A 13258-nucleotide genomic window follows, 5' to 3' on the forward strand; every position below is an offset into this window, starting at 1 on the left:
TGGTTCAACTGGCCGCAATTTGCCCGGTTCTCTGTCAGATGCCAAGGGACTTCAGCTTGCGGTGCAGTGCGGAGCGTTCCATCCCCACAAACTCCGCTGTGCGCGAAATGTTTCCGCCGAAACGATTGATCTGAGCCATCAGGTAGTCGCGCTCAAAGCGTTCGCGCGCCTCTCTGAGCGGAAGCGTCATGATATGGGCATCGCCCGAAGCCTGAATCTGCGGCAGCACGTCGGAAAGATCGGCGGGCAGAAGACTGGCGCTGATCGGCGTCGACGCGTCTTCTTCGCGGGAGAGGATCAGGAGCCGCTCGAGATTGTTGCGCAGCTGCCGTATATTGCCCGGCCAGTCGTGCGCCTGAAGGATCGCCATGGCGTCATCGCCGATCCGGCGCTGTCGGGTGCCAGCCTGCTCACAGAGCTGCCGCATAATGAAATCGACAAGAAACGGAATATCCTCACGCCGCTCGGCGAGCGCGGGAATACGCACCGGTACGACGGCGAGACGATGGAACAAGTCCTGGCGGAACCGGCCCTCATCAATGAGTGGCTTGAGGTCGAGTGCGGTGGAAGACAGGATCCTGACGTCTACAGAAACTCGCCGGCTGCCACCGACTCGTTCGAATTGCTGATCCACCAAAACGCGCAGGATTTTCTTCTGCGTCTCAGGCGGCATTTCGCCAACTTCGTCGAGGTAAAGCGTGCCGCGATGCGCCCGTTCCAGCGCGCCGGTCTTGCGGCTTCTGCCACCTCCGGGTTCGACACCGAACAGCTCAGTTTCCATGTTCTCCGGTGTGATTGCAGCAGCATTCAGCGCCACAAACGGCGCTTCTGCGCGGAGGCTTTTTGGTGCATCAGCCGCGCGACGATTTCCTTGCCGGAACCCGAGCCGCCGAAGATCATTACCCGGCTGTTGGTCGGTCCGACCTTTTCCACGGTCTGACGCAGTTGCGAGACCAGAAGCGATGAACCGACCAGTTCGTCCGGATCGCCACTCTTGCGCTTCAGCTCCAGAACTTCCGACTTCAGCCGCGAATTCTCAAGCGCGCGCTCTGCGATCAGAACCAGCCTGTCGGCCTTGAACGGCTTCTCGATGAAGTCGAAGGCGCCGCGCTTAATAGAGGAAACGGCGGTTTCGATGTTGCCATGCCCGGAGATCATCACCACCGGGAGATCCGGATATCGCGACTTGATCTCCTCAAGAAGCGCCAACCCGTCAAGGCGACTTCCTTGCATCCAGATATCGAGGAAGATCAGGCGCGGCACTCGGTCGGAAATCGCGGTAAGCGCGCTGTCACTGTCGTGGGCAACCCGCGTCTCGTGGCCTTCGTCAGACAAAATACCAGAAACGATATCGCGGATATCCGCCTCGTCATCGACAACGAGAATATCAGAGGCCATCTTGTTCTTCCTTATCGGTTTCCCCTCGCATCCGCTCGCCATCATGAAAATGTGGCAGTTCGACACGAATCATTGCCCCACGGCCGCCGGCGAAATCTGCCGGCGCATCGTGCAACTCCAGCTTGCCGCCATGTTCTTCAATGATCTTGCGGACAATCGCAAGACCAAGCCCCGTGCCTTTTTCGCGCATTGTAATGTACGGTTCAAGGATCATGTGACGGTTCTCGACCGGCAGGCCTTTACCGCTGTCTATGAAATCGATGATGTAGCGATCCCTAGCCTTGTCAAAGCGCGCCCGAACGAGAATTTTTCGCTCGACCTCACGTTCATCTTTCGAAACATTCTCAATAGCTTCTGCAGCATTCTTTATAAGATTTCCGAAGGCCTGGCCGAGCATTCTATCGTCGAAAGAGCCCTCAAGGGGGGTATCGCCGAACTCGCGAATAAAGGTAATATCGGTGCGTCCTATCTCCAGAAGGAACACGGCGTCTGCAAGGATGGTGCGCAGGTCGCCAGCCGTTTTCGACGGCTTCGGCATGCGCGCGAAAGACGAAAACTCGTCGACCATGCGCCCGATGTCGCCGACCTGACGTACGATTGTATCAGTACATTGATCGAAAACCCTGCGATCCTCCTCATCCTCGATCTTTCGACCGAAACGCCGTTTGATCCGTTCAGCGGACAACTGAATCGGTGTCAGAGGATTTTTGATCTCGTGGGCGATCCGGCGAGCCACATCGGCCCAGGCCGTAGAACGCTGGGCGATGATCAGATCCGTAATATCGTCGAGCGTGATGACATAGGAATTCGTCGCGTTGCGGGAATCCTCGCGCGTGACCTGGACAGAGAGTGTCCGCTCCTTGCCGAGCCGGAACAGATTGATCTGCCGACGAAAATTCTGGCGCCGTCGCCGCATCGCAGCGGTCATCACCATGTCAATCTCGGGTGAAATATCGGCAAGTCTGCGCCCGATCAGTTCGTCGCTGCTGGCAGCCAGAAGCTGTTCGGCGGAGATGTTGACAATTGTAACGGTTCGACTGTCATCGACACCGATCACGGCGGCCGTGACACCGGACAGCACCGCCTCGATAAAGCGCCGGCGATTGTCAACCTCGTCCTTGGCCAGCAGGATTTCGCGCTGCTGCGCGTGAATTTCCGCAATCATCTTGTTGAATGTGCTGGAAAGACGACCGACATCGCCGTCGATCGTGCGCACGGGCACGACGACCTTCATATCGCCCGACGCAACCTGGTCGGCCGCCCCGATCAGAAGCCGGATTGGCAGAACGATCCGGTCTGCTACGGCAATCCCCGTCCATATTGCCGCAAGCAGCACAATCAGCGCGAAACCGAGATAGAGCACGGCAAACGCCACCTGGATCGAGAAACGCCCCTCCTCCATCGTCGAGTATTCGGAGAAATTGTCCTCGATCATCCGCATGGCGCCCATTACGTTCGGGTCCACCGCACGCACCGTATAGAGGAGGCTGTTCGGAATTGCCTCAAGCGCGATGATGGCGCCCACGAGATTGGTCTCGCCCGGCGGAATGAGGGTCGGGGTTCCGGTTGCCGCCTTTTCCAGCGCGTCGTCCGGAATATCCGGCAATATCGCCTCTTCGCCGAGATCGGCCTCAACGATGACGCTGCCGTCGTCGCGCATCAAAAAAGCCCCGAGCAGGCCGCGCCCGCGGGCCTGACGCGTCATCAGGTCAGCAAACCCGGTTCTATCGAGAAAATAGAGCGATCGATTGCGCTCTAGGTCGTTGCCCATGGAGAGCGTCTGCCCCTGCAGATAGCTCGCATTCTCCATCATGTAGGCCTGTGCAACATTCAATGATGATTGCACGATCGACTGGGTTCTGAGCGCGAACCAGCGGTCGAGACCGGCATTGAGCGTCAGCGTCGCAAAGATCGCAACGACGATTGCCGGCGTCACCGCCACAATCGAAAACAGCGCAACGATCCTGATATGAAGCTGGGCCGCCGCACGGCCGCGGCGGCGCGCTTTCAGCAAGGTGACGACTTCGCGGCTGATCAGGAAGATCATCGCCAGCACAAAGAACGAGTTTGCGGCGACAAGCCCGGCAACAACGTGACCGGTCGGGTTAATCGGCGTGAAGCCAAGGAGCACGAACAGCGAGAGAAACGCTGTCAAAAGAGCTCCAACAACGAGGAACATGCCCGGTGATGTCAGAATAGCGCGGGCGCCGCCGCGCCCATAGGCCGCGTCGCCGCTCGTCGCCCTGTCTTCTTCCGGAGGCGTGTCAAAAACACCGTCTGCGTTGCTGTTGTCTGCCGTCATGCCTACCGTTCTCAAACACCTTTCCCCGCCCGTTATACAAGCGTCGAAGGCCGAGCGTGGCCTGGGCGAGTGCCGCTGGTGCGATTCCATCCCTGATGAGGATATGCAACAGAATGTGGCACAAATGCAACGGAAAGCTTTTCAGCTCCGGTGAAACGGCGACGTCAGGAGGAACTGCGGGAGCTGCGATAGACCGATACACCAAGTTCCCGGATTTTCTTGCGCAGCGTGTTACGGTTGAGCCCAAGCAAATCGGCGGCCCGGATCTGGTTGCCGCGCGTTGCCGTGAGTGCAGCCAGGATCAGCGGATATTCAACTTCGTTCAGGACACGCTCGTAGAGGCCCGGCGGCGGAAGGCTTTCGCCGAAGCTTGCGAAATAACTGCGCATGTTCTCCTCGACCGCCTGTGCGATGGTCGGCATGCCGCCTCTGACCTGCGCACCCTCAGCAGGCGCATCAGGCTGGTCGGCCTGCAGCTCCTGATCAACGATTTCGCGGGTAATCATCTCCTGCGGATAAAGTGCCATCAGGCGGCGCACGAGGTTTTCCAGCTCACGGACGTTGCCGGGCCATGGGAAGGCCTTCATGGCGTCGAGTGCAGCCTGCTCGAAGCGCTTGCCACCGAGGCCCTCAACCTCGCCTTCATTGACGAAATGGCGCACCAGATCACCGATATCCTCGGAACGCTCGCGCAGCGGCGGCAGCCTCAGTGGCACCACGTTGAGCCGGTAATAGAGATCTTCGCGGAACAGCCCCTGGTGGATCGATTGCTTGAGATCCTTGTTGGTCGCGGCGACGATGCGAACATCAGTGCGGATCGGCGTACGGCCACCCACCGTGGTATATTCGCCCTGCTGGAGCACGCGCAACAATCTAGTCTGCGCATCCATCGGCATATCGCCGATCTCGTCGAGAAACAGCGTACCGCCCTCGGCCTGCTCGAAACGACCGGATGAACGGGTCTGGGCACCGGTGAAGGCACCTTTCTCGTGGCCGAACAGTTCCGATTCGATCAGGTCGCGCGGGATTGCCGCCATGTTGATCGCCACGAAGGGGCCATTGCGGCGTTTGCCGTAATCATGCAGTGCGCGGGCCACCAATTCCTTACCAGTCCCCGATTCGCCAGTGATCATCAGCGTCAGATCGGTCTGCATCAGTCGGGCAAGAACCCGGTAGATTTCCTGCATGGCAGCGGAGCGGCCAACAAGGGGCATCCCGTCCTGCATGTCGTCACCGAGCGGCGCAGGCTTGCGTTTGGGCTCGGACAGCGCTCTGCCGACGATCGCAATGAGCTCTGTCAGGTCGAAGGGCTTGGGCAAATAGTCGTAAGCGCCCTTCTCCGAGGCCCGCACCGCTGTCATGAAGGTATTCTGTGCGCTCATCACGATCACGGGGAGTTCCGGGCGCGATTTCTTGATGCGCGGCAGAAGGTCGAAGGCGTTTTCGTCCGGCATGACCACGTCGGTCAGCACCAGATCGCCTTCACCCGAGGAAACCCAGCGCCACAGCGTTGCGGCATTGGAGGTGATCCGGACATCGTAACCGGCGCGGCTCAGCGCCTGATTCAGCACGGTGCGGATGGCTGCGTCATCATCTGCGACAAGTATCGTGGCTGTCATTGGTCGTTTTCCATTTTCGGCTCGGCCTGCCCCGGCAGGACATCCTTGGAGACGGGCATTAGAATCCGGAATGTCGTGCGCCCGTGCATGTTCTCGCACTCGATGATTCCGCCATGTGCTCCGATGATCTTGGCAACCAGGGCGAGCCCCAGTCCCGTGCCATTGGGTTTGGTGGTAATGAAGGGATCGAACAAATGCTGCATGAGATCGGGCGGAACGCCCGGTCCATTATCTTGAACGCAGAATTCGAGCGGCAGCGAGATCTTTTCCCGCGTTCCGGCCACCGACATGCGGATACCGGGCCTGTAGGCCGAGGTCAGGATAATCTCGCCATCCGGCTTGTCGCCAACGGCTTCCGAAGCGTTCTTGATCAGATTGAGGAACACCTGGACCATCTGGTCGCGATTGGCAAATATCTGCGGCAAGGACGGATCGTATTCCTCGGTGATCTTGATTTTGCGGGCAAAGCCCGCCTTGGCCAATGCTTTCACATGGTCGAGCACCGAGTGGATATTGAGCGGCACGCGGTCGATCGGGCGCTCGTCCGAAAACACTTCCATACGATCAACGAGAGAAACGATCCGGTCGGTTTCATCGCAGATCAGACGGGTCAGCGCCCGGTCTTCGTCACTGGCATTGGTTTCCAGCAATTGCGCCGCGCCACGTATGCCTGAAAGCGGGTTCTTGATCTCATGCGCCAGCATCGATGCAAGTCCCGTAACCGAGCGCGCAGCCGCGCGATGCACGAGCTGACGGTCGATCTTGTCGGCCATGGAGCGCACCTGGAAAACGAGGACGATCGAGCCATCCTCGCCCACCGGGGCAACATAGATATCGACGAGCTTGTCCTGGCCGAGGCGTGGCGAAGAAAGGTCGACACGATATTCATTGACCGGCGCACGACGTTCACGCACCTGGGCAATCAATGCCAGCAGCGGGCTGTCGAAGGGAATGATGTCGGACAGGGCCTTGCGCGCAAGATGCGCAGCACTGGCGCCGAAAAACACCTCAGCTTCCCAGTTGGTGTAGGAAATGCGGCCGTTCCCTTCGATCAGGACAACCGGGTTCTGGATTGCGTTCAGAACTTCGAGAGCAACCATTTCGGCGGCCTTGCGCATACCGCCATTATCGGTGGTCATGCGGCCTTCCTTTGCTCGTGCGCGTGGCCCAGCAACGCGGCAAGCCGCGTAACAACGCGATCGGGATGTGTCTCTGTCATGATTTGTGCTCTTTCAGTGCCGTCGATACCCGGCGCAAGCTGTTGGATATACCACCCGAGATGCTTGCGGGCGTGACGCACACCAGTTTCGGTTCCGTAAAACGACAGCATGTCGCTGTAGTGTTCAAGCACGATTTCAATCTTGGTAACATATGGCAGATCTTCGGCTCCGGCGAGGAAGCCGACATGCCACGGTCGGCCCTGGCAGGCGCGTCCGGTCATCACCGCGGTAATGCCGGGGCGGGACAGCAGGTTTTCGACGTCGCCGCGGCTTTCGATGTCACCATTGGCGATGAAGGGAATGTTGATGACGTCGGCAACCGCTTCAACCGCATCCCAGTCGGCGCTGCCCTTGTAAAACTGCATGCGTGTGCGGCCGTGAACCGTGATGGCCTGCGCACCAGCCTGTTCCGCACGGGCGGCCAGGTAGCGGGCGTTCAGGCTGTCATGATCCCAGCCGAGCCGCATTTTCACGGTGACGGGCACACTGACGGCGGCAACAGTTGCTTCGACAATGGCAAGCGCGCGCTCCGGCTCGCGCATCAGCGCCGAGCCGGTGTAGCCGCCGACAACCTTCTTGGCCGGGCAGCCCATATTGATATCGACAATATCGGCACCATTCGCCTCGGCAATACGGGCTGCCTCCGCCATGAATGCCGGATCACGACCGGCAAGCTGAACCACATGCGGCTTGAGCCCGGCCCCTTCCAGGCGTACCCAGCTTTCCGCCGTGTTGAACGTCAGCTCGCGGCTTGCAATCATTTCGGTGACGACAAGCCCAGCCCCGAAGCGGAAAGCGAGTTTCCGGAAAGGCAGATCAGTCACACCCGACATCGGCGCCAGAACGACGCGATTGCGGATTCGAATATTGCCGATCTCGAAGGAATCTGATGGATTACGGTGAGGCAAATGGCTATCTTTCATGCAGTACGTCACTTTGCCCTATTTTTAGACAAGTCGGTACCCTTTGCCAAGCGATTTCGCCGGCACCTCACAAAATTTAGGCATATGCTGGAAAATTGGAGCAATCGAGGTAAGTTCGCGCCAATTGGAATCAACAGACAGGGTCATATCTGATCATGACAACAGGCAAAAGCTTCAGTCCAGGCGTTGTCGTGGTCGCCGCAGGCCGGGGAGAAAGGGCGGGAGCCCCCGGCGAAGGACCGAAACAATATCGCCTTATCGGCGGTATCCCTGTGATTTCCCACACGCTTTCAGGTTTTGTCGATTGGGGCGGCGCCACTGCGGGTATTGTCGTGGTCATCCACCGGGACGATGAGGCCCTGTTCCGCGACGCTCTGTCGCATGTGCGCGGGACTGAAAACATCCGTTTTGTACATGGTGGTGCAACGCGGCAGCAATCGGTTTTGAACGGCATAGAGACCTTAGCAGCAGCAAAGCCCAGTCATGTGCTGATTCATGATGCCGTGCGGCCATTCTTCGACACCGCAATGCTTGAGCGCGTCTGCGTGGCGCTGCGGTCTGGCGCCGATGCCGTTTTGCCGGCCACGGCCGTTGCAGACACGCTGAAAAGTGCGGACTCAAACAAAATGGTTGCCGGCACAGTGCCGCGCGCGGGGCTGTTTGCCGCCCAGACGCCACAGGCGTTCGGCTTTGAGGTCATCCTGGCCGCACACCGGAAGGCAGCGTCCGAAAACCGCCTCGACTTTACCGATGATTCCGGCATCGCCGAATGGGCCGGTCTTGATGTCCGGCTGGTGGCTGGCCTTGCCGATAATGTGAAGCTGACCTTCCGGAGGGACATCGCCATGGCCGATGAAAAACTTACCCGCAATATGATAGCCGATATCCGCACCGGAAACGGCTATGACGTTCACAAGCTTGTGCCCGGTGATGGCGTGACGCTTTGCGGCATTCACATCCCCTACGAAATGTCGCTGTCCGGCCACTCTGATGCCGACGTGGCCTTCCACGCTCTGACCGACGCATTGCTGGCGACCTGCGGCGCAGGTGATATCGGCGATCATTTCCCGCCCTCCGATCCGCAATGGAAGGGTGCGGCGTCAAACACCTTCCTTGCCCATGCTGCAAAGATCGTGCGCGACAATGGTGGCGTGATCCTCAACGCCGATGTCAGCCTCATCGCAGAAGAACCGAAGATCGGCCCTCACCGCGCCCGGATGCGCGAAAAGATTGCCAACTGTCTCGGCATTGACCTTGTGCGCTGCTCGGTCAAGGCGACGACGAATGAAACCATTGGCTTTGTCGGCCGGAAGGAAGGCATTGCCGCCATTGCCACGGCAAGCGTCAGTTACGGAAACATACGATGATCAACGCCGATATCGAAGAACGAGCACGGCTTCTGGTCGCGCACTGCACGCAGGCCGGCAAAACCATCGCCACCGCGGAGAGCTGTACCGGAGGCATGATCGTCAGTGCGCTGACCGATATCGCGGGTTCGTCTGCAGTCGTGGATCGGGGATACGTCACCTATTCGAACCAGGCAAAGATCGACATGCTTGGCGTCAGCACGGTTACGCTTTCGAGATTCGGGGCGGTTTCGCGCGAAACCGCTCTGCAGATGTCGGCTGGCGCGCTCTGGCGCTCCGGTGCGGATCTTGCCATCGCCGTCACCGGAATTGCCGGACCGTCGGGTGGGACATCTGAAAAGCCTGTCGGGCTCGTTCACCTTGCCGCGCGGGACCGCAAGGGCCGCCTGCATCACATTGAGAGCCGCTATGGCAACATCGGCCGCGATGGCATACGCATTGCCACGGTACAGACCGCGCTCGGCATGCTGGAAGGCCTTATTCAGTCGTAGATCGCGTCGGCGCGACCTTCAAAGGCTTCGGAGAACTTTCGAAAGGCCCGGTCGAACATCGAGCCCATCATCGCTCCGAGTATGCGGTTCTTGAACTCGTAATTGATATAGAAGTTCACAGCACAGGTGGTCTCGCCTTCCGGCTCGAAATGCCAGCGGTTGTCCAGAAACCGAAACGGGCCATCGACATAGCTCACATCGATGCGGCGCTCCTCTCGATTCAAAAGCACCTGTGTCGTAAAGGTCTCGCGGATTCCCTTGTAGCCAACCGTCATGTCGGCAATCAGCAGTGTCTTTCCGTCTTTCTCCCGCGATGAGCGCACCGATAGGGCTTCGCAAAGCGGCAGAAATTCCGGATAGCGCTCAACATCTGCTACGAGGTCGAACATCCGGTCGGCTGAATGGTGGACATGTCGTGTTGTCGTAAACTCGGGCATGGTTTTCAGCTAATGGCCTTGGGCAGAAAGCGCAAGCAATTCGTCGTTCTCGGTGTATGATTTCAACACACAAACGGGAGTGTCACCACCAAATTGCGCCAGTATCTGCTCAACGCGCGGCACCTGCTTTTGTTCAAACGTCCAGACATAGTGCAAAAAATCCCAGTTCAGACGCTCCAGGCATCCTTCAGCCATTTCAGGCCGGGACCTGCCCGCATATCGAAATCGGCGCTTTATAATTCCGGCCATTGACACCAGGCGCGGGGGCCGTGTCCATAGGACCAGTTCGGCGCGCGCCAGACGGACCGGCATCGTTCGGGGACTGGTCCCGTCAATCACCCATGCCGGACGTGCTGCCGCCTCTTCAACAAGCGATCCTATTTCGGACGCATCACGCATCTTCCACCCCGAAAGCCAGAAAACGTCGCGGTCCATCGAGATGTAGGGAATATCGAAACGCGCGCCAATCTCCTGCCCAAGCGCGGATTTTCCGCTTCCCGAACAACCGATGACCATTATGCGTCGCACAGTTTTCAGTCGTGCTGCCGCATCCGCAACCTCTATCCTGTTCATGAAAAATCCCCCGGCCTGAAGGACGGGGGACATACACCTTGACAGGGTATTCAGACAAGTATTAACCGGCGGCCATCTGAGCCAGCTTTTTCGCGCGATTTTCACGCAGCCGCGCAAAATCATCTCCGGCATGGTGCGAGGAGCGCGTCAGCGGGCTTGCCGAGACCATCAGAAAGCCCTTGGTATAGGCGACCGTCTCGTAGGACTTGAACTCGTCCGGCGTCACAAAGCTCACCACACGATGATGCTTGCGGGTCGGCTGCAGATACTGGCCAATGGTCAGAAAATCGACATCGGCGGTTCTGAGGTCGTCCATCAGCTGCAGGATCTCGTTCCGCTCCTCACCAAGGCCGACCATGATGCCGGACTTGGTGAACATGTTGGGATCGAGTTCCTTCACTCGCTGCAAAATCCGGATGGAATGGAAATAGCGCGCGCCGGGACGAACGGTCAGGTAGTTCGACGGCACGGTTTCGAGATTGTGATTGAAGACATCGGGCCGCGCAGCGACCACTCTCTCCAGAGCGCCGGGCTTGCGCAGGAAATCCGGCGTCAGCACCTCTATCGTTGTTGAAGGCGAGGCAGCGCGAATGGCGAAGATCACCTTTTCAAAATGCTCTGCGCCGCCATCGGCGAGATCGTCCCGGTCCACCGAGGTAATGACGACATGGCTTAGACCCATCTGGCTGACAGCCTTGCCGATATTTTCCGGCTCATTCGGATCAAGCGCGCCGGGCCTTCCGGTGGAGACATTGCAGAACGCGCAGGCGCGGGTGCAAATTTCGCCCATGATCATGAACGAGGCATGCTTCTTGTCCCAGCATTCCCCGACATTGGGACAGCCGGCTTCCTCGCATACCGTGACGAGCTTATTCTCCTTCACAATGCCGCGGGTTTCCTGATAGCCCTTTGAAACGGGTGCCTTCACCCGGATCCAGTCCGGCTTGCGCATCACCTCGTTGTCGGGTTTATGCGCCTTTTCCGGGTGTCGCACCCGCTTGGGCGCAGCATTGCCTGTCGTATCAAGAAGTGTAACCATCTCTCACCCTTGGGTACCGCCGAGCCCGAAGGCTCGGACGGCTTTTCTGCAATCTCTTGTCAGCGCCTTATCAGTCGTCCGACCCAAATCAGGATCACCGCGCCGATAAAGCCAGCGATCAGGTAGCCGAGCCACCCCCCGAGGGCAATGCCGAACAGGCCCAGAAGGGCGTTCGCGACGATGGCCCCGACGATGCCGAGAATGATGTTCATGAGAACGCCCATGCTGGACTTCATGAACTTCTCGGCAAGCCAGCCTGCGATGCCGCCGATGACGATGGCGGCAATCCAGCCTACACCCTGTTCTTCCATGTGTTCCGTCTCCCTTCCTCACTCGATGTTGAAGCAGGCCGTTGAGGCCCGCTCCGTCACCATAAAGGAATCAGGCGTTCAATGCACGTCCGTAAGCGTCCAGCACACTTTCCTTCATCATTTCGGAAAGCGTGGGGTGCGGGAAGATGGTGTGCATCAACTCTTCTTCGGTGGTCTCAAGGTTCATCGCAACGACAAAACCTTCGATCAGCTCCGTCACTTCGGCGCCGACCATATGGGCGCCCAGAAGCTCGCCGGTCTTCTTGTCGAACACGGTCTTGACCATGCCCTGATCCTCGCCAAGCGCGACGGCCTTGCCATTGGCAACGAAGCTGTAGCGACCGACGCGGACGTCATAACCAGCTTCCTTGGCCTTCGCTTCCGTCAGTCCGACCGAAGCGACCTGCGGGTTGCAATAGGTGCAACCGGGAACCTTCAGCTTGTCGAGCGGATGGACGTTCTTTTCGCCCGCCAGCTTCTCGACGCAGATCACGGCTTCATGCTCGGCCTTGTGGGCGAGCATCGGCGGGCCTGCGACATCGCCGATCGCGTAAATGCCATCGACATTGGTCTTGCAGTAATCGTCGATGACGATGCAGCCGCGATCAGTCTTGATGCCGAGCTTTTCGAGCCCGATATTCTCGATATTGCCCTGAACGCCGACGGCCGAGATCATCCGGTCTGCGGTGATCTTCTGGACCTTGCCATCCTTGGTCTCGACATGGGCGGTGATGTTGTCGCTGCCCTTTTCGACCTTGGCCACCTTGGCTTCCAGCATGATCTTGATGCCGCGTTTCTCAAGCCGCTTCTGCGCAAATTTGCCGATCTCGGCATCCTCGACTGGCATCACCTGCTTCATCACCTCGACCACCGTAACCTCGACACCGAGCGAACGGTAGAACGAGGCGAACTCGATGCCGATGGCACCGGAACCCATGACCAGCAGCGATTTCGGCAGCTTTGCCGGTTTCAGCGCGTCGAAATAGGTCCAGATCAACTTGCCGTCAGGCTCGATACCGGGCAGCGCGCGCGGACGCGCACCGGTCGCGACGATGATGTGCTTGGCCGAATAGGTACCGGCGCCAAGCGCATTCTTCGGCTTCGGCGCCTGCGGCTCGACAATCTTCTTCTTCACGTCGGAAACGGTGACTTCACCGGGCTTCGACAGCGTTGCCTCGCCCCAGATGATGTCAACCTTGTTCTTCTTCATCAAAAAGCCGACACCGGCATTCATACGCTCGGCGATCCCGCGCGAACGCTTGACGATCGCCTCAAGGTCAGCCTTGACCGAGCCATCGACGGACAGGCCGTATTCCTTGGCGTGGCTGGTGAAATCGAGGATTTCAGCCGAACGCAGCAAAGCCTTGGTGGGAATGCAGCCCCAGTTGGAGCAGATACCAGCCATATGCTCGCGTTCGACAACGGCGGTCTTCAGGCCAAGCTGCGCTGCCCGGATTGCAGCGATATAGCCGCCAGGACCGGCGCCGATGACGAGGACATCATAGTTCTGGGACACGGGGCTCATCTCCTTTGCAAAGGAACCGGGCGGCAAGGCCTGCCCGGCCCAATTTTGGGGAT

The 13258-nt window shown here is 58.8% G+C and carries 12 protein-coding genes and 1 pseudogene; 2 read left to right on the forward strand and 11 right to left on the reverse strand.

What is annotated here, in order from left to right; genetic code table 11:
- Window positions 1-34 precede the first annotated feature (34 nt).
- The 6 genes and pseudogenes from AC0L7L_RS07585 to dusB form a co-directional block, all read right to left on the reverse strand.
- The gene (locus tag AC0L7L_RS07585) at window positions 35-139 is read right to left on the reverse strand and encodes a helix-turn-helix domain-containing protein (RefSeq protein ID WP_473513821.1); all 105 of its coding nucleotides are present in this window, start codon (window positions 137-139) and stop codon (window positions 35-37) included.
- A gap of 47 nt (window positions 140-186) precedes the next feature.
- Window positions 187-1443, reverse strand: a pseudogene (locus AC0L7L_RS07590) (response regulator).
- Window positions 1388-3700, reverse strand: a complete 2313-nt coding sequence (locus AC0L7L_RS07595) for a sensor histidine kinase NtrY-like (protein ID WP_473513163.1) — start codon at window positions 3698-3700, stop codon at window positions 1388-1390. The pseudogene AC0L7L_RS07590 and the gene AC0L7L_RS07595 overlap by 56 nt, the downstream one beginning before the upstream one ends.
- 164 nt (window positions 3701-3864) lie before the next feature.
- Window positions 3865-5319: a nitrogen regulation protein NR(I) gene (gene ntrC / locus AC0L7L_RS07600; protein WP_473513165.1), complete on the reverse strand. Its 1455-nt coding sequence runs from the start codon at window positions 5317-5319 to the stop codon at window positions 3865-3867.
- Window positions 5316-6458 (reverse strand): two-component system sensor histidine kinase NtrB, encoded by a 1143-nt coding sequence (locus tag AC0L7L_RS07605; RefSeq protein WP_473513167.1) that lies wholly within the window; start codon window positions 6456-6458, stop codon window positions 5316-5318. Before AC0L7L_RS07605 ends, ntrC begins: the two co-directional genes overlap by 4 nt.
- Complete coding sequence (gene dusB / locus AC0L7L_RS07610; protein WP_473513169.1) at window positions 6455-7462, reverse strand: tRNA dihydrouridine synthase DusB; 1008 nt, start codon at window positions 7460-7462, stop codon at window positions 6455-6457. The genes AC0L7L_RS07605 and dusB overlap by 4 nt, the downstream gene beginning before the upstream one ends.
- A 155-nt stretch (window positions 7463-7617) precedes the next feature.
- Between dusB and AC0L7L_RS07615 the strand changes: the two genes are divergently transcribed.
- Together AC0L7L_RS07615 and AC0L7L_RS07620 are read left to right on the forward strand one after the other, a co-directional pair.
- Complete coding sequence (locus AC0L7L_RS07615; protein WP_272211225.1) at window positions 7618-8829, forward strand: bifunctional 2-C-methyl-D-erythritol 4-phosphate cytidylyltransferase/2-C-methyl-D-erythritol 2,4-cyclodiphosphate synthase; 1212 nt, start codon at window positions 7618-7620, stop codon at window positions 8827-8829.
- Window positions 8826-9320 carry a CinA family protein gene (locus AC0L7L_RS07620; protein WP_272211226.1) on the forward strand — a complete coding sequence of 165 codons (495 nt, stop codon included), beginning with the start codon at window positions 8826-8828 and terminating at the stop codon, window positions 9318-9320. The genes AC0L7L_RS07615 and AC0L7L_RS07620 overlap by 4 nt, the downstream gene beginning before the upstream one ends.
- On the opposite strand, the gene AC0L7L_RS07625 is transcribed toward AC0L7L_RS07620, so the two are convergent.
- The 5 genes from AC0L7L_RS07625 to lpdA all read right to left on the reverse strand — a co-directional run bounded on the left by AC0L7L_RS07625 (window position 9311) and on the right by lpdA (window position 13196).
- Window positions 9311-9757, reverse strand: coding sequence for a type II toxin-antitoxin system RatA family toxin (locus AC0L7L_RS07625; RefSeq protein WP_473513171.1), 447 nt, complete (start codon window positions 9755-9757; stop codon window positions 9311-9313). The genes AC0L7L_RS07620 and AC0L7L_RS07625 overlap by 10 nt on opposite strands.
- A gap of 9 nt (window positions 9758-9766) precedes the next feature.
- Window positions 9767-10447, reverse strand: coding sequence for a P-loop NTPase family protein (locus tag AC0L7L_RS07630; protein WP_473513173.1), 681 nt, complete (start codon window positions 10445-10447; stop codon window positions 9767-9769).
- Window positions 10392-11369, reverse strand: a complete 978-nt coding sequence (gene lipA, locus AC0L7L_RS07635) for a lipoyl synthase (RefSeq protein ID WP_473513175.1) — start codon at window positions 11367-11369, stop codon at window positions 10392-10394. Before lipA ends, AC0L7L_RS07630 begins: the two co-directional genes overlap by 56 nt.
- A gap of 59 nt (window positions 11370-11428) precedes the next feature.
- The gene (locus AC0L7L_RS07640) at window positions 11429-11680 is read right to left on the reverse strand and encodes a GlsB/YeaQ/YmgE family stress response membrane protein (protein WP_473513177.1); all 252 of its coding nucleotides are present in this window, start codon (window positions 11678-11680) and stop codon (window positions 11429-11431) included.
- Between the two features lie 70 nt (window positions 11681-11750).
- Window positions 11751-13196 (reverse strand): dihydrolipoyl dehydrogenase, encoded by a 1446-nt coding sequence (gene lpdA, locus AC0L7L_RS07645; RefSeq protein WP_272211233.1) that lies wholly within the window; start codon window positions 13194-13196, stop codon window positions 11751-11753.
- Between the last annotated feature and the right edge of the window lie 62 nt (window positions 13197-13258).

Source organism: Martelella sp. K41-7 (genome assembly GCF_055808365.1).